Below are 17,805 nucleotides of genomic sequence, written 5' to 3' on the forward strand. Positions count from 1 at the left end.
GGTATGCTATAAACTTAGATAATCAACATGGCATCACCATAAGAATAGAACTTATAGCTTTCCAATATAGCTTCCTTATATGCTTTGTTCATTAAATCATGACCCATAAATGCAGATACCATCATCAACAATGTAGATTTTGGTAAGTGGAAATTGGTAATCATGGCATTTGCAATACTAAAATCATACGGAGGGAAAATGAACTTATTCGTCCAACCTTCATATGTATTCAATGTTTGCTTAGAAGAAACCGCACTTTCCAATCCACGCATTGCAGTTGTACCTACAGCACAAATACGACGCTTCTGTAACTTTGCATTGTTAACGATTTCCGCAGCTTTTTCATCAATGAACATTTCTTCACTGTCCATTTTATGCTTTGAAAGATCCTCAACCTCAACTGGGTTAAAAGTACCTAAACCAACATGCAACGTTAGCTCTGCAAAATCAACACCTTTAATTTCTAAACGCTTTAATAAGTGCTTAGAAAAGTGAAGACCAGCAGTAGGGGCAGCAACTGCACCCTCATGTTTAGCATAGATAGTTTGGTAACGACCCTCATCTTCTGGCTCAACATCTCTCTTAATATATTTTGGCAAAGGTGTTTCACCCAGCTCTCTTAGTTTTCTTCTGAAATCTAAGTAAGCACCATCATATAAGAAACGTAATGTTCTACCTCTAGATGTAGTATTATCAATAACCTCAGCTACCAACGTTTCATCATCACCAAAATATAGCTTGTTACCAATACGTATTTTACGTGCTGGATCTACAAGAACATCCCAAAGACGTTGCTCTTCGTTCAACTCACGTAAAAGAAAAACTTCTATACGAGCACCTGTTTTTTCCTTATTACCGTATAAACGTGCAGGAAAAACTTTAGTGTTGTTCAAAACCATAACATCACCTTCATCAAAATAGTCGATCATGTCTTTGAACATCTTGTGCTCAATTTTTCCGGTATCTCTGTGGATTACCATTAATTTAGACTCATCTCTATTTTCAGATGGATGCTCCGCCAATAATTCGTCTGGAAGCTCAAAATTAAAATTTGATAATTTCATGTAGCTGTTATATTTAATGTAGCAAATTGCGGCTGCAAATATACAATCTGCAGATAGGCCTTGTCAAGTAAAACACTAATTATAATTCTTTTATCCCGAAATCAAGCTGTTTTAAGTCGTTCCAAAAATCTGGATAAGACTTTGAAACTACTTCTGCATCATTCACAAAAAGAGTAGTTTTCATAGCCAATGGAGCAAAAGCCATAGCCATTCTATGATCGTTATAGGTATCTATAGCTACATCTGAATTGATTTCAGTACTTGGCACTATGGTAAGCGTTTTATCTGTTACTGAAATATTCGCCCCCAATTTAGATAGCTCCGTATTAAGAGCTTCCAATCGATCGGTTTCTTTAATTTTTAAGGTATGTAGACCTGTTAAATGGCACCCTACTCCTAACCCGAAACACGTTACCGCAATTGTTTGTGCAATATCAGGTGCGTTGGCCAAATCGATTTCATTTTCTGTCAATACCTTTTTGTCTGTCTTTTTTAAGGTAACCTTATTTTCGCCAAAAGTAGTTTCTACACCAAATGCCGTATAAATATCCGCAAGAACGCTATCTCCCTGAAGACTCTTCTGCTTGTATGCAGATAACGTGATTTCAGTACCCGGAGCGGCAAGTGCACAAATTCCATAAAAATAAGATGCTGAACTCCAGTCAGATTCAACCACCAATGTTGTTGGCTCTACTTTTGCTTTTGGCGATACTTTAATCTTATTACCTTCAAAAGAGGTTTCTACACCTATTTCTTCAAGCAATGCCAAGGTCATTTTTATATAAGGTACCGATGTAATTTTACCGACCAGTTCTAATTCCAATCCGTTTTCTAAACTTGGTGCAATTAACAGTAAAGAAGAAATGTACTGACTGCTCACATTTGCAGGTAAACTTACTTTATCTTTTACAATACGTTGACCTTTTATTTTTATAGGTGGATAACCTTCATCTTGCACATAAGAGATTTCGGCGCCTAAGGTTCTTAATGCTTCTACAAGTATTTTTATAGGTCTTTCGGTCATTCTTTTAGATCCCGTAAGAATAACATCTTTACCTTCTTGAGAAGAGAAATACCCCGTTAAAAAACGCATTGCCGTACCAGCATGATGAATATCTACCGTACCTTCTGAAATTTCCAATCCCCTTGCCATTACCTGGGCATCATCGGAATTTGAGATATTCTCTATTTTGATATCCGGAAATAATGCCGCCAATAATAAACTACGGTTAGATTCACTTTTAGAACCTGTAATAGTTATAGTATCTTTTAATTGATGATTTGACGGACCAGTTAGGTGAAGTTTCAAAGCGTATGGTTTTAAAAATAGAACGCCAAATATACGCCTATTTCAACTTCTTATTGTTGTGATGACGGTCATGATCACGCTTTGTTTTTAAATCTAACTTTTTATCAAAAGCTTGTTGTAAATCGATACCAGTCTGATTTGCCAAACACAACACTACAAACATGACATCTGCCAATTCTTCGCCGAGATCCTTATTCTTATCAGATTCCTTTTCACTCTGCTCACCATAGCGTCTAGCAATAATTCTAGCAACCTCCCCTACTTCTTCGGTTAACTGCGCCATATTGGTAAGCTCGTTAAAGTAACGAACGCCGTGTTCCTTAATCCAATTATCTACTTCTAGTTGTGCGTTTTTGATGTTCATATGATATTCTAAATTTTTTCAAAAACAATTAAGGATTGATTTTGACTTTTTACGGCTTCATTAAAAATTTGTTTTAATCCTGTATAATATCCATTAGGATAATGTGCTGAATTCAAATCAAAAGTAAAAAATAAATTAAGGGTACCACTTGTATTATCAGATACATTTAACTTTAGAACACCTCCATTATCTGGCATGGTAAAGCTTTTGTTTTCCGGTATTGATTTTAATTGATAGCCATCTGGTATTTTAATATTCACAACATATTGATATTTCATTGGATAACCAAAATCAACCGGGTAGTTTCTCTCTGAAGCTACAAAAGGATTCTTATCAAAGAATTTGATCACAAATGGATTCAAATAAATATTATCTCCCTGAATTAAATTTTCAATTTCAAAATTAAACCTTTCGGTAATTTTCTTTTCATTAGAGTATTTTAATATTTTTTCGTGTGAAGTAATATAGAAATCGTCTGAAATCTCTTCCTCTAATTTTTCAATATAACTTTCTTCATTTATTGTTGCCAATACTTCATCTTGAAAAAGTTTTTTATAACCTAAATTTATTAAATCAAATATCCCTGTTAGTTTTTCTTCATTTGGATTGATAGTCATTTGAGCACGTAACATAACAGCATTTGACTTTTCTGGCATAATATCATACCAATAACTATTATTATCAAAATCCATAACCCTACCGTAGTAATTTAAACAACGAAAAGGTAGCATTCCAAAAGGCATATACTTATCAGTAGCATCCAACAAATATGATTCACCATCAATATCAACTTTTGCAACTATATAATTGAAATCGTTCATTACCGGATGGGTCTTCTTTGGCAATCCTCTTTTTCGAGTGGCCATAACCATCATATTTGTTTTAATATTAGCAGCGTTTAAAAGGTTTATTAATGCAATATTTATTTCGGCTACATTACCTTTTTTTTCATCAAAAGCCTTTTTAACCTTATTACCTTGCCAAATACTATATTTTTCATTCCAAGTGAAATGATTTTTCACAAACTCATAAATGTTCTTGGCTCGGGTAATTTCATCACCTTCCGTCAATAGACTCTTATCTACATTTTTTTCAAAAAAACTTTTTTTACGAAGCTGATTTCCTATATCCTTATCTGTTTTAAATTCCTTATCAACATCGTCCCATGATTTTGTGTATTTGTCTGAACCACCATAGAAACTTTTATATTCTGAAAGTTCAAACTCTAACTTAGATCTATAGTTATTAGATGAAAGCATATATTCTTCAGAATCTTTAAATGCAGGAATATCTTTCATGATATATTTTAAAGATTCGCAATCGCTATCATCTTTAGTACCTGGAAAACTAAAACAACCTTTTACAATATCAGCGTCATTTACATCTAAATCCAAACTTCCTTTCAAACTTCTATTATAAAGCCAATTACCGGGTATTTTAGCATTAAATTCAGAGTACAGCTTAGGAATATTGGATTGAAAATCCCAACCTGTAAAATTAAAGTAAAAAGGAGATTGCATTTCATATTCATATTCAACGATAGACCCTTCTTTTACATTAGGAAAAGTGAATTTTGTTTGCGTCCATTTATCATTAACTTCCTCATTGAAAAACTCACTAGTCTTTACAGAATGCTTCATTTCTCCGTTATGTGTAAAAGCCTTTATATTAACTATTTTCTCTTTTCTCTTCTTGGAACGGTACAATGGTATTTCAATATTTGTATAATCAAAACCTTCTTTTTCTAGTATTTTAATTTTGGCATGATATTTTGTTATTAAGTAGATATAATCATCTCTAATTTCAAAATAATTATCACCATACTCATACAGATAAACCGCTGTTGCTTCCGCATCTTTTTCATATGAAGTAAATTCACTTTCTGATTTTGAAATAACACCGAATTCCGGTTTTTCTTGAGAGATACCGCTTTGAAAGTAAAAAAATAATGCGCAAAAGATTGTTGTTACTCTAAAATAGGGCATAAATAAATAGTAATAAATTGATGAATATTATTGGATAAAGATTTATCCTCAAACTTGATTCTTGAGTTTCCTAAATTTTCTCTAACATGACTTTTTCCGAGTGCTTCTCAATAATCTGGCGATAAAATTCTTTTAGTTGCTCGTAATTTTCACTAGAAACCAAAGATTTATTAAAACTGATTTTAGAAGAAATTTGAAGTGTATTTTTCAAATTAGTTACTTGAAAGTGAAATTGCCCTAATTTATTTGGTAAAGAAAGTATTTTATTCTCCGGTAAAGCTCCTACTTGATAATTTTCTGGAAGTTCAATATTAATTATAAAACGATCTTCCCATGGATAACCAAAATCAACTGGAAATTCCCTTTTTTCAGCTTTAAAAGGTGATTCTAATTGAGATAAGTATAATAATGGGGAAAAATATAATTTATCTCCAGTATCATCAACACTTTCTCCTAAACTAATGCTATAAGCTTGGTTTAATTTTTTGTCAGATTGAGCTGCATTCTTTATTTTAAAATCTGATATTTCAAGCCCTTCATATTTTATTTCTAAATCTTGAATATATTCAGCTTCAGTTACATTATTATACTTTTCTCTTAAAAGCATTGCATAATAATCTGAATAACGCTGTTTCACAGAACCTTCAAAATTTAAATCATCACCAAGAACCAAATTCACCATGGTAGTCTCAATAGATTTTCTTTCCGGAGACATGTCCACCATCACCCCGGTACCATCTTTTTGGATCGCTCTACCAAACCAATTTAAATCCCGCATTGGCAAAACATCAACAGCGCTATACTTTTCAGTTGCATCTAAGACAGTATAAGAATCGCCATTTTTTATACCAGCGATTACATAATTGAACCCTTTTAAAGTGGGAAATAATTGAACGCCATGATCCCTAGTGCTTAAAATCACAGGATAAGCGTCTAGACCTGCATATTTTAAACAGGTCACTAACAATAAATTTATATCACCAGTATTACCTATACCTTCTTTATATGCCTTTTTTACACCTTCCTCAGTTCCAACACCGTAATTTTTATTCCATTTGACCTTTTCTTTTACAAATTCTAGAACGACCCGTGCTCTTCGTTTCTCATCAGCACTCCCTTCCAGGTATTTGTCCAAATCTTCTTCAAAAAAGTTTTTCTTTTTCAACTCATTCCCAAATGAAGTATTCTTGTAAATCGTCTCCACAACATTTTCCCAAGATTTAGCAAAATTTTCCGTCATCTCACCCGGAAACTGAACAGATACAATTTCAAAATCTACTCCTGCTCTGTAATTGTTAATATTACTAACAAAGCTCTCATCTATTAAAGCTGGAATATTTGTAAGGCTATATGAAGTTACAATATCATAGGTGCCAACTTGATTGTTCATTACTCGATCTGTTTTTGGGTTTAGTACCAAAAAACCTTTTTGACGTTGATTGAATCTGAAGTAATCGAAAATAGCCATACTAGCTTTAAGTCGTTTTACGGGTATTCCTTCTTGAAAACGAAACTCATCAATACTGCCATAGTAAGGAGATATAATTTTATATTTATACTCGAGAACACTACCTTCTTTCACCTTTGGCATAGTAAGTTTTACTTGGTTCAAACCTTTTGAAAACTCAGATTTAAATATGCCATCTTTTTCTAACTTAGTCTCAACTATTTTATCATCTATTACAGAGTACGTAAAACCCTTTATCTTGGAAACCACCTCTGAACTGCCAACACCTTTACTTAAATTTATAATTTTGGTCGCGTAATCAAAGCCGGCTTTATCATAAATCTTTACACGCTCATGTATGTCTGTTACAAGTGACAATCCGCTATTTTGACTGTAGACGTAATAAGACTTTCTATATTTATAAAGGTAAGCTGCGACAGCAGAAGAATCTGAAGGATACGATTGCTCGATTAATTCTTCTTTCGACACCTTTCCAAAATTAAACTCTTGAGCATTACATATTAATGAAAAGAACAGAGTTATGGATATAACTATTTTAATCTGAGACATATTTACTAATTATTTATTTAATACAATTTTCATGTTATCATACTTTTTAATTTTCTTTCGAAAATCGCGATAACCATCATATTTACTTTTATCGTAGAGCCCGCTCTTCATCTGAATTTTTCGTTTGTAACGCAATTCATTTTCAGCAATTCTCTCTATTGACATTTCATAATTGCCAAACTCTGAAGTTATGATTACTGGAGTGGGTAATTTTCCGAGCTTATAATTTACAGGCAGTTTTATATCTATTTCATCATTGTCTGTATAACCTCTATCTATTTCAAAAGATAATTTCCTATCATTATACCGACTTGGAACATATTTACTCGCATTAAAAGCATTTGGTTTGAACAATAAGTCATCTCCCATTTTCGTAACGTATGATTGTGTTGACAACCTTATTTTTTCAGTTAATCGAATATTGTTCTTATCATGATCAAAAATTATCTCATCTAAGTTTAAGCCATTGATATTACTCCAATATTCAGTATAATAGTCGTTTTTATCTTTTTCAGATAGTGACAATACTTCAGCATGACTATCATACTGAACACCATAGGTTTCCATTTCCAAATTAGCGGTTATACCTCCAGAATCAGTAACTTCCATTTCACCTATGGTTTTCTGTAAATTATTGTCGTTCAAGTATTTGTGGGTATGCTTTATTTCACCTCCAGATGGTTTAATCACGAGCACGTCCCTATCATCTGTAAAATCACCTAAAAATCCGAATGGATTTTTTTGACTTGTACATTCTAACCAAATATCTTCTTCATTGTTAGGTACATTCAGAATAACATGGTTACCCTGCATTATAGCAAAATCTTTTTCCATGTTAAGTTTTGATCTACCAGCATGAACCACACTGTAGTAAGATTCTATGCCTTGAGATTTTAGTAGTGCTTTTGTATAATTGGTCAATCCCTTACAGTCCCCGTATTTCACCCTATCTACTTCTTCTGCCGAGATTGGCTGCCACCCCCCTATACCAAGTTGTACTGAAATATAACGCGTATTATTTTGAACATATTCATATACTTTCTTTATTTTTTCAACCCTGTCTGTAATCCCCGTAAGCTTTTGTTTCATAAGACTTATGGTAGCCTCAGGTAATATATCGCGGTTAACAAGTAAACTATTATACTGCCAATTTCCCATCGATCTCCAATCTTTAGCGACCCCATCAACTCCTTCTAAATGAAACTCTTCTAATGCAATCATTAGCTGAGGTTCGTAGTGATAAAAAGAAGGACTTAAAGCTTCTCTTTTTTGTGCAGCTATATCGTTCATTTCATAACTTAGATGAAATTCAGATGATTTATTTACAACAGCATAATTATCAAAATTCTTTTCTTTTTTCCTCCACTTTAATGATTTGTCAATCTGCATATTAAAAAGACTTCTCTCAACACTAACCATATAGTCATCAATAGGCATCCATCGAGGTAAAAATGCCGTATTAGGTGTTGTATAAGTATATGAAAAATCAACAGTATATGGGTAAGAAGTTGGTGTATACCGAAATATCTTGACCCTAGAATCACCATATAAGGTTCCTCCATCAACTGCACTAACATCTATAAAATCCTTTCTTCTTATTTTTTCAATTTCTACCCCTTTATCATTATAAATATGCGCTATTATATCTGTTATTTTAGTTTTGGGATTGTAAAACGCATAGGGTTTTATCGAACTCTCACCTGCTTTTTTTAGAATGGTAATAACCCTACGATTGGTTACCTCCATTTTATTTTTTGCGATGATTTCAACATTTGTTTCATCTAACCGAACTACCGCATTGGCATTTTCTTTTAAAGAGTCATTTATTGAAGAGACAGAGTAGTTTGTTTGAGCGCTTAAGACCGTAGTAAAGATCAAGCTCACTAATAAAAAAAATCGCATTATTTTTAGTTTGGCTGAGCAATACTAACGATAAAATATAATTTTTCTTACAAAATTGTTAAAAAAAAGTAATAATGTTTACTTCTTGTTTTTCGTATCTATTAGTATAGTAACAGGTCCATCATTCAACAATTCTACCTTCATATCTGCACCAAATATACCTGTACCTATTTTCTTCCCCAACTTTGATTCTAACGTAGAATTGAAAGATTTATATAACGGAATAGCTATATCAGGTCCTGCTGCTCTTATATATGAAGGGCGATTCCCTTTTTTTGTACTGGCATGTAAAGTAAACTGACTGACAACTATTGCATCACATTTTGTATCTAAAAGTGACCTATTCATCACTCCGTCTTCATCATTGAAAATACGTAGGTTTGCTATTTTATTCGTTAACCAGTCAATATCAACTTGGGTATCTTCATCCTCAATTCCTACAAAAATGAGCAATCCTTCATTTATGGAACTGATTTTTTTCCCCTCAACCGTTACACTTGCTTTTGAAACTCTTTGCAGTACTACTCTCATTTTTTCTCGTCATGTATATCTACCCTATAATTCTCGTCTTCTCCTTTTATCATCTGTAAGTAACTATTATACCTACTCCATGCTATATCACCATTTTCTAAGGCATCTTTTACAGCACATTTTGGCTCGTCTACATGAATACAGTTATTGAATTTACAATCTTGTTTCAGTTCAAAGAACTCAGGAAAATAGTTTCCTATTTCCTCTTTTTCCATATCTACAATTCCGAATCCCTTAATACCCGGAGTATCTATAATTCGGGCATTAAAACTAAGGTCAAACATTTCTGCAAAGGTGGTTGTATGCTGACCTTGAGCGTGCTGTTGAGAAATTTGTTTGGTCTTAATATCTAAATCTGGTTCAATGGCATTTACCAATGTGGATTTACCTACACCTGAGTGACCGGAAAACATAGAGGTTTTACCTTTCATCATTTCCTTGACCTTATCTACATTCTTACCTGTAGCTGCAGAAATACCAATACAGGTATAACCTATATTACGATATAAGGCTGCCAAAAACTTAATCTCATCTAACTCCTCTGGAGCATATGTATCCACTTTATTGAAAAGTAATACTACAGGAATCTCATAAGCTTCGGCAGTAATTAAAAAACGGTCTATAAAAACCGGATAGGTTGGCGGGTTGTTCAATGTAACCAATAAAAAAACTTGATCCAAATTGGCTGCTATGATATGGGTCTGTTTAGAGAGGTTGACCGACTTACGTATAATGTAATTCTTGCGGGTTTCAATTTCATTGATAATACCAATGGTATCATCGCCAATTGTCTCAACCTCAAAGCGAACGCTATCACCAACAGCAACAGGATTCGTACTTTTTATTCCCTTAATTCTAAACTTCCCTTTTATTCTACATTCATAGAAATCACCATTTTCTGCCTTAACAGTGTACCAACTCCCCGTAGATTTATAAACAATTCCTACCATTTACCCTAAAATCCGTCCTTTTATACAAAGTAACTGCTTTAAATATAAAAATTAATATAAATTTGGAAATAGAACTATAATAGTAAATAATAACCAAACTCTATAAAATGAAATTCATTAAAAAATCATTACTAATACTATCTCTATCGGTATTCACTTTTGGGGCTGCCCAAGAAACTATTACGAATGAATCTGTAGTGCAAATGGTCGAACTTGGTTTTGACGATTATATGATCATAGATAAAATAAATACTTCTGATGTTAAGTTCGATGCCTCTATTACAGCTCTTGGGCAAATGAAAAATGCCGGTGTATCTTCTGAAGTTTTGTCTTTAATTATGGACAAGTCTAAACAGAACACCATGTCTAAAACGGGTATTTATTATACTGATGCCAGTGGTGAAGATAAATTAGTACAACCAAGTGTATTCTCTGGTTCTAATTCTAACCAAGTAGCACAGAAATTAGTTTCTGGTTTAATAAACGCGAAGAAAAAGGCACAATTACCAAAAACACAATCTAACAACGTTATTCGTCAAAGTCAGCCTGAATTCACTTTCATCTTTGACCCTAGTGTAACTCAAGTGGATAACATGCAAAACAATCAAGGTGGAGATACAGGTATCTTTAACTGGTGGTTTAGAATGGCTAGCAACCCTAACGAGTTTGTTTTGGTAAAACTTACCGTAAAAGAGAAAAAGAATCTTAGAGAGGTAATTACTGGTAAAAGTAGTTGGATTACTAGCAGTAGTGGTATAGACCCTAAATACGCGCTTAACTTTGCTATTGAAGAAATTGAAAGTCACAAATTTAAAGTAACTCCTGATTCTTTAGAGCCAGGTGAATATTGCTTTATATACCAAGGTCAAGTACCTCAAGGTAGAGAGAACCAATCGGTTTTTGATTTCTCTATTCAATAGAAAAAAACACACATATTCTAAAATTGGTCTCGATGCTTTTAGTATCGGGACTTTTTTTTGACTACTGGTTTTCAGGTATATCTACGTAAGGGTTTCATATTATTTTACAATGATATAATGGCCAATTCTTTTTATTCTTCTTTTTAGATTTTACTTTCAATGCTCACTAATTAATCTATTTAGAAGAAATCCTATCATGAAAAAAATCGTTTTATTTTGCTTTTTTGCCCTTATGGGAATGGCTACATTACTGCACAGGAATATAAGGTCATTACCAGCGTTGAATCTATTGTACCTAGCGGATTAGGCAGGTCAAGAATTATAGATGCTAATACCGATAGAGATTTTAAGGTATTTTCATTACCCGTTACATCTTTAAAAGATAAAACCGAAAAACATAAAAAAGCCCGGTAGAACCGGGCTTTCAATTTTTCTACTTGAGTTTACTGCGCTAAGTTGATTTCAACACGCCTATTCTTCTGTCTGCCATCCTTATACATATTAGTGGCAATTGGCTTGCTTTCCCCATAACCTATTGCTGTTAACCTAGAAGGTGAAATACCGCCATTAATTAAAAATTGCAATACGGCTTGTGCCCTCTTCTCAGATAACTTCTGATTAGTAGTTTCTGAACCTATACTATCCGTATGACCTTCAATGGTGAAATTAGCATTAGGATATTCATTTAAAATACTAATGATATCTACTAAAACAGGTGTTGATTCATCTTTAAGTGTAGATTTACCAGTGGTAAATAAGATTGTTTTTGCATACTCGTTCAATGATTTTTGAACCTCAGCGGTAACCACAGGTTCTGGACAACCCTTATTAGCTACTGTTCCCATTTCATTAGGGCACTCATCATCTTTGTCCAAAACAGCATCCCCATCAGAATCTGCCCAAGGACAGCCGTTATTTTCTATAGGTCCGGCTTCATCTGGACATTGATCTTCATTATCCATTATGGAATCACCATCACTATCAACCCATGGACAACCGTTATTTTCAACTGGTCCTGCTTCATCTGGACATTTATCTTCATTATCTAAAACAGAATCTCCATCAGTATCTCCCCAAGGACAACCGTTATTTTCTATAGGTCCGGCTTTTTTAGGACAACCATCTTCTTTATTTGGTATACCGTCTCCATCAGAATCTTTAGGCTGACCATAATAAACAGGCACTTTTAAACCTGCATATACATCTGCACCTTGAATTTCATTTTTAGTAAATGTAGATATCAATGAACCAGATCCAATATATAAAGGTCCAGCACGTAACCCTGCACCTATTTGCATACCACTATACTGATAGCTACTAACAGGCAAATAGAAACTAAACCATTTGCTTTCAAAACGAGGAGTCAACGAAAATACATTTGCTGTTCTAAGGTTATTCTCGCCTGCAGAACGCATAGACAAATCTGTATTAAAATTTAAATAGAAGTTTTTCTTAATATTCCAGTCGGCATTAAAATGAAGTGCCGTTGGCAACCCTGCTTTTAAATCTTCTGTAGCCTGACTGAATGTATACAGGTTTTGCAAATCGTCAGAATCTTCAATATTATCATAATCATCTTGAGTAATTGTGTTATTGATATTGTATGTATCCACCAAACTACCCTTATAATTTACCGATCCTACATCTGTAAGTGACAAGCCAAATTTAAGCTTGTACTTATTCTTATCTTTCATTACTGTTTTTTCCCCGTCTGCCCCTGCTACTACGTAATCTTCATAGTCTGGTCTCCACTCATAAACGAAACCTAAATCGAATCCGAATCCGCTTGCATCTGGTACTTCGTAATCATAATTATCATCATCGTATTCATCTGCACGACCATAAATTAAATCACCTGTAGATTGTAATGTACCTATTGTAGAACTGTCTGGTAACGTGGCGCCGTCAGCATCATAATCAATAGTCACATTCCTACCGGTTACATATGCATTACCAAATCCTTTTAAATACTTTAATGAAAGACCACCTTTTAAAAAGTGTTCTTCTTTATTCATTAATTCTTGCGCATAAGTAACTCCTAATTCTGCCCAACCATGTCCTGCAGCAAAGAAATCACCTTCATTTACAAGAAAGTCTTGACTTTCATCAATACTGTCATCTAAGTCGTCAATACTTTCCCCATTAAATTCATTACCGGTAACAAAACTTCTTGCTCTAGTAAAAACGGCTACAGAAGATTTACTTCCTATATTAAACATAAATGACGGACCTAGTACATCTATATTACCTGAAAAATTATTGTTGTCTGATAACGATAACATAGCGTCATCATCATACTCAAAATCACTTGATATCAAATCTGAATATCCTACACCTACATAATCATTGGCAAGGAAACCACTTGCACCAACTAAATTTATATCGGTTTTAAAACGAGAATCAGCGATATTTGCCGGGTTGGAGATTACACTGTTTACACCACTGTAATTATCGGTCAAAAAGCCTACATAAGATTGTGCTTTTACCGCAAATGATGCAATCAACATGATAGCAACTAATACTACTTTCTTCATACTTTTGGTTTGGTTAAAATGGTTCTTTAGACCCCTAACGGTTCATATTTAAGGATATTGTTAAATTGTACTATTTTTCTTACTTATTAAAATTCAAGCATAAAAAAACATCCGCATATTACGGATGTTTTGTTTTTATAAAGTTAAGCTAACTTTAAGCGTTTACTATCTTCTCTTGATGGTTGATAGACTCTTGGTGAATAGCTTTGAACATACGAAGAACAAATTCTTCACTTAATCCTTTACTTTCCCCTTCTAGTATCATAGCCCCTAGAATTTGATTCCATCTATTAGACTGAAGAACTGCAACGTTTTTTTGCTTTTTAAGTGCTCCAATACCGTCAGATACTTTCATTCTTTTACCCAATGTCTCTATTAATTGATTATCGATAATATCAATTTGAGCCCTTAGGTTACTTAATTCTGAGTTATATTCCGCTTCTGGATCACTTTCTTTTCTTATTCTAAGATCTCTCATGATTTGAACAAGTTTCTCTGGCGTAACCTGTTGTGCAGCATCACTCCATGCGTTATCTGGATCATGGTGTGTTTCAATCATCAATCCGTCAAAATTCAAATCTAAAGCTGTTTGCGATACATCAAATATCATATCACGCTTACCGGTAATATGCGAAGGATCGTTTATTAATGGAAGATCAGGGAACTTGTTCTGAAATTCAATCGCCACTTGCCATTCTGGTATATTTCTATACTTTGTTTTCTCGTATGTAGAAAAACCTCTGTGTATTGCACCTAATTTTTTTATACCTGCAGTATGCAATCTTTCGATACCACCTAACCATAAAGCTAAATCTGGATTTACCGGATTCTTAACCAATACAATCTTGTCTGTACCCTGTAAGGCATCTGCCAATTCTTGCATGATAAAAGGACTAACGGTTGATCTTGCACCAATCCATAATAAATCAATATCATGTTCTAATGCCAGCTCTACATGTGCACGGTTTGCAACCTCCGTAGCTGTCTTTAAACCTGTTTCTTCCTTAACTTTCTGTAGCCACTTAAGACCTAATGCACCAACACCTTCAAAATTTCCTGGGCGAGTACGAGGTTTCCAAATACCGGCTCTGTAATAATTTACATCGGTATCTTTTAGAGAGTGTGCTATACCTAACACTTGTTCCTCTGTTTCCGCACTACATGGCCCTGCTATTACTAGTGGATGGTCAAGGTTTAAATCATCCAACCATGTTCTCATTTGTTTTGAATTTTCCATTTTTACTTATTCTATTTCTTGTTTAACGGTATTTCTTTTTAATATTCCTTTAATCTTATTCGTATTATTCATTTCATTATAAATGCCCTCGTAATCATCTTTCTGCAACATTTCTTTAAATGCCGTAAGATTTTGAATGTACTCTTCCAATGTCTCTACCACATTCTCTTTGTTCTGCTTAAAAATTGGTGTCCACATAGCCGGCGAACTCTTTGCCAAACGTACCGTACTTTCAAATCCACTACCCGCCATATCAAAAATATCACGCTCGTTCTTCTCTTTTTCAATCACTGTTTTACCTAACATGAATGAACTTATGTGTGATAAATGAGAAACGTAGGCAATGTGCTTATCGTGAGCAACAGGATTCATATACCTTATTCGCATACCAACTGCTTGAAAAACTTTCAAAGCTCTTTCCTGAAGTTTAAATGCAGTTAGTTCTACCTCGCAAATAATATTGGTTTTGTCTTTGAACAAATTGTTTATAGCTGCAGATGGACCAGAAAATTCTGTTCCTGCAATAGGGTGACATGCTAAAAAATTTCTTCTCTTAGGATGATTCTCTAAAACCTTACAGATTAAAGATTTGGTTGATCCCACATCAAAAACTACACAATCTTCATGTACAGCATCTAATATTACCGGAAGCTCTGTAACCATAACATCAACCGGTATACTTACAATGACCATATCCGCTAATTGTAAATCTTGATAGGTTGCCGTCTTATCGATAATTCCCAAAGACAATGCCTCAGCTAAATTTGCTTCATTAGATTCTATGCCATAAACGGTAACATTGTCGACTGCCGTCTTTATGTCTTTCGCTAAAGAACCACCTATTAAACCGATACCTATTACAAATACATTCATCACACTAAAATCTTGCGATTGCTTCTTTTATTTTATCTTCTGAAATACAAAGTGAAAAGCGAATATAGCCTTCACCATTACTACCAAATATAGTACCTGGGGTAATAAACAGGTCTTTGGTATACAATACATTATCTATAAATTCTTCTGACGTTGTACTACCTTCCGGTAATTTTGCCCAAACGAACAAGCCAACGGCATTTCTATCATATGTACAGCCTAATTTGTCTACCAGTTCATAAATCAATTCTCTTCTTTCATTATATACCGTGTTCAAATCAGCAAACCAATCATCACTACTCTCCAATGCCGCTATGGCACCTTTCTGAATTCCGTAGAACATACCAGAGTCCATATTACTCTTCACCTTTAAAATAGCATTGATATGATCTTCGCTACCCAATACAAAACCCACACGCCAACCGGCCATGTTAAATGTTTTGCTCAATGAATTCAATTCTAAACATACCTCTTTAGCATTCGGTATACTCAAAATACTCGCAGGTTCATCATTTAAGATAAAGCTATACGGATTGTCGTTTACTAACAGTATATCATGCTGCTTTGCAAAGTCCACTATTTTCACAAACTGTTCTTTTGATGCCGTAGCACCTGTAGGCATATGCGGGTAACTCAACCACATGATCTTTACCTTAGACAAATCTTGTTTTGACAATGCATCTAAATCTGGAAACCAGCCAGTTTCTTCAGTTAAATCATAATATTTAGGTACCGCGCCTACCAAATTAGTAACTGAAGTGTACGTTGGATATCCCGGATTAGGAATTAAAACCTCATCACCTTCGTTCAAAAAAGAAAGGCTAATATGCATTATACCCTCTTTTGACCCCATTAATGGTAAAATCTCAGACTCAGGATTGGCGTCAACATTAAACCTCTTCTTATAAAAATCAGCAATTGCACTTCTTAACTGAGGTAACCCTTGGTAACTTTGATATTGATGTGCACCATTTTCTAATACCGCACCCTGTATTGCATTCAATACTTCTTTAGACGGAGCTAAATCTGGACTACCAATACCCATATTTATTATAGGTTTACCCTGCGCCATTAAACCGCGTACCTCTCTCAACTTTTTTGAGAAGTAGTATTCCTGTATGGTATTTAACCTTTCAGCGGTACGTATCATTGTCTTACATTTTTATATTCACCCAAAACTTTAAAGTCTTCTGCCATGATGTCCAATAGACTTTTAGCCTTTGTAAAATCTGCATAATCGGTAAAAGTGACATCCACAAAAAATGCATATTTCCATGGTGTTTCTATCACTGGCAACGACTGTATTTTTGTCAAATTCAATCGGCAATCGCTCATAACATTAAGCACAGCAGCTAAACTTCCCCTTTTATGGTCGGTAATAAACCTTACTGAAGCCTTGGTAATTTCAACCTCTGGCAACGCATTGTTTTTTGTCTTTACAATGATAAAACGAGTAGCATTATTTTTAATAGTCTGTATGTCGCTCGCTACGATGTCCAACCCATATAATTCTGCCGCAACGTTTGGTGCTATCGCAGCAACATGCTTTAATTCTTGCTCTTGAATTCTTTGTGCAGTCTCGGCAGTATCTACATCTTCTACCAATTTTATATGCGGATATTGCCTAAAATATTCTTTACACTGCAACAAAGCCATAGGGTGAGAACTAACCTCTGTTATATCTTCTATTTTCTGCCCTTGTAACACCATTAAATTATGATGAATATTCAAATAATACTCGCCAATAATATGAAGGTTATTATGATTGACCAATGCATAATTAGGAATTATGGATCCTGCTATTGAATTCTCTATAGCCATAACACCTTGATCCGCTTCATTAGACAATAACTTGTCTACCAAAGCATCGAAAGAAAGGCATTCTACCAATTCGATATCATCACCAAAACAATCTTTTGCTACCTGGTGATGGTTGCTTCCTTTAATTCCCTGTATGGCTATTTTTAAACTCATAATTCACATTTCAACTTACCACAAAACCCTTCTACTACGTTCAGGGTGATTTCAATTTTTTGAACAAAAAAAAAGTTCCGATACATATCGGAACTTAGATTCTATTTTATTTTTAAAATATACTACAACAGTCCCGTACCTCTTT

At 34.2% G+C, this 17,805-nt stretch carries 15 protein-coding genes; 2 read left to right on the forward strand and 13 right to left on the reverse strand.

The features are described from left to right. Positions 1-14: 14 nt before the first annotated feature. From queA to rsgA, 8 genes are all read right to left on the reverse strand, one after another. On the reverse strand, positions 15-1,064 hold the full coding sequence (gene queA / locus UH1x_RS04415) for a tRNA preQ1(34) S-adenosylmethionine ribosyltransferase-isomerase QueA (protein ID WP_036156247.1): 1,050 nt from the start codon (positions 1,062-1,064) through the stop codon (positions 15-17). Between the two features lie 79 nt (positions 1,065-1,143). Further along, positions 1,144-2,373: a 3-phosphoshikimate 1-carboxyvinyltransferase gene (gene aroA, locus UH1x_RS04420; RefSeq protein ID WP_482625355.1), complete on the reverse strand. Its 1,230-nt coding sequence runs from the start codon at positions 2,371-2,373 to the stop codon at positions 1,144-1,146. A 37-nt stretch (positions 2,374-2,410) separates the two neighbouring features. Then, the gene (locus tag UH1x_RS04425) at positions 2,411-2,737 is read right to left on the reverse strand and encodes a nucleotide pyrophosphohydrolase (RefSeq protein WP_036156250.1); all 327 of its coding nucleotides are present in this window, start codon (positions 2,735-2,737) and stop codon (positions 2,411-2,413) included. Between the two features lie 8 nt (positions 2,738-2,745). Next, the gene (locus UH1x_RS04430; protein ID WP_482625357.1) at positions 2,746-4,722 is read right to left on the reverse strand and encodes a DUF3857 domain-containing protein; all 1,977 of its coding nucleotides are present in this window, start codon (positions 4,720-4,722) and stop codon (positions 2,746-2,748) included. Positions 4,723-4,792: 70 nt separating this feature from the next. Beyond that, complete coding sequence (locus UH1x_RS04435) at positions 4,793-6,739, reverse strand: transglutaminase (protein WP_482625359.1); 1,947 nt, start codon at positions 6,737-6,739, stop codon at positions 4,793-4,795. A 9-nt stretch (positions 6,740-6,748) separates the two neighbouring features. After that, on the reverse strand, positions 6,749-8,641 hold the full coding sequence (locus tag UH1x_RS04440; RefSeq protein ID WP_482625360.1) for a DUF3857 domain-containing protein: 1,893 nt from the start codon (positions 8,639-8,641) through the stop codon (positions 6,749-6,751). A gap of 78 nt (positions 8,642-8,719) precedes the next feature. Continuing rightward, a complete protein-coding gene (gene dtd / locus UH1x_RS04445) occupies positions 8,720-9,172 on the reverse strand; it encodes a D-aminoacyl-tRNA deacylase (protein WP_482625362.1) in 453 nt (150 codons plus the stop codon). Further along, the gene (gene rsgA / locus UH1x_RS04450) at positions 9,169-10,122 is read right to left on the reverse strand and encodes a ribosome small subunit-dependent GTPase A (RefSeq protein ID WP_482625364.1); all 954 of its coding nucleotides are present in this window, start codon (positions 10,120-10,122) and stop codon (positions 9,169-9,171) included. Before rsgA ends, dtd begins: the two co-directional genes overlap by 4 nt. 107 nt (positions 10,123-10,229) lie before the next feature. On the opposite strand from rsgA, the gene UH1x_RS04455 reads away from it, so the two are divergent. Together UH1x_RS04455 and UH1x_RS04460 are read left to right on the forward strand one after the other, a co-directional pair. Then, complete coding sequence (locus UH1x_RS04455; protein ID WP_482625366.1) at positions 10,230-11,042, forward strand: hypothetical protein; 813 nt, start codon at positions 10,230-10,232, stop codon at positions 11,040-11,042. A gap of 216 nt (positions 11,043-11,258) precedes the next feature. Next, the gene (locus UH1x_RS04460) at positions 11,259-11,456 is read left to right on the forward strand and encodes a hypothetical protein (protein ID WP_482625367.1); all 198 of its coding nucleotides are present in this window, start codon (positions 11,259-11,261) and stop codon (positions 11,454-11,456) included. Between the two features lie 29 nt (positions 11,457-11,485). Here UH1x_RS04460 and UH1x_RS04465 read toward each other — a convergent pair whose 3' ends face one another. From UH1x_RS04465 to UH1x_RS04485, 5 genes are all read right to left on the reverse strand, one after another. Then, positions 11,486-13,576: a DUF5723 family protein gene (locus tag UH1x_RS04465; RefSeq protein WP_482625369.1), complete on the reverse strand. Its 2,091-nt coding sequence runs from the start codon at positions 13,574-13,576 to the stop codon at positions 11,486-11,488. 154 nt (positions 13,577-13,730) lie between these two features. Continuing rightward, positions 13,731-14,813, reverse strand: coding sequence for a bifunctional 3-deoxy-7-phosphoheptulonate synthase/chorismate mutase type II (locus tag UH1x_RS04470; RefSeq protein WP_036156262.1), 1,083 nt, complete (start codon positions 14,811-14,813; stop codon positions 13,731-13,733). 6 nt (positions 14,814-14,819) lie between these two features. Further along, the gene (locus UH1x_RS04475) at positions 14,820-15,686 is read right to left on the reverse strand and encodes a prephenate dehydrogenase (RefSeq protein WP_482625371.1); all 867 of its coding nucleotides are present in this window, start codon (positions 15,684-15,686) and stop codon (positions 14,820-14,822) included. A gap of 4 nt (positions 15,687-15,690) precedes the next feature. Then, complete coding sequence (locus UH1x_RS04480; RefSeq protein ID WP_482625373.1) at positions 15,691-16,836, reverse strand: pyridoxal phosphate-dependent aminotransferase; 1,146 nt, start codon at positions 16,834-16,836, stop codon at positions 15,691-15,693. Then, entirely contained in the window at positions 16,833-17,660 is an 828-nt protein-coding gene (locus tag UH1x_RS04485) for a prephenate dehydratase (RefSeq protein WP_482625374.1), read from the reverse strand. The genes UH1x_RS04480 and UH1x_RS04485 overlap by 4 nt, the downstream gene beginning before the upstream one ends. Positions 17,661-17,805 lie beyond the last annotated feature (145 nt).

It is taken from the genome of Maribacter sp. UH1, assembly GCF_056839145.1.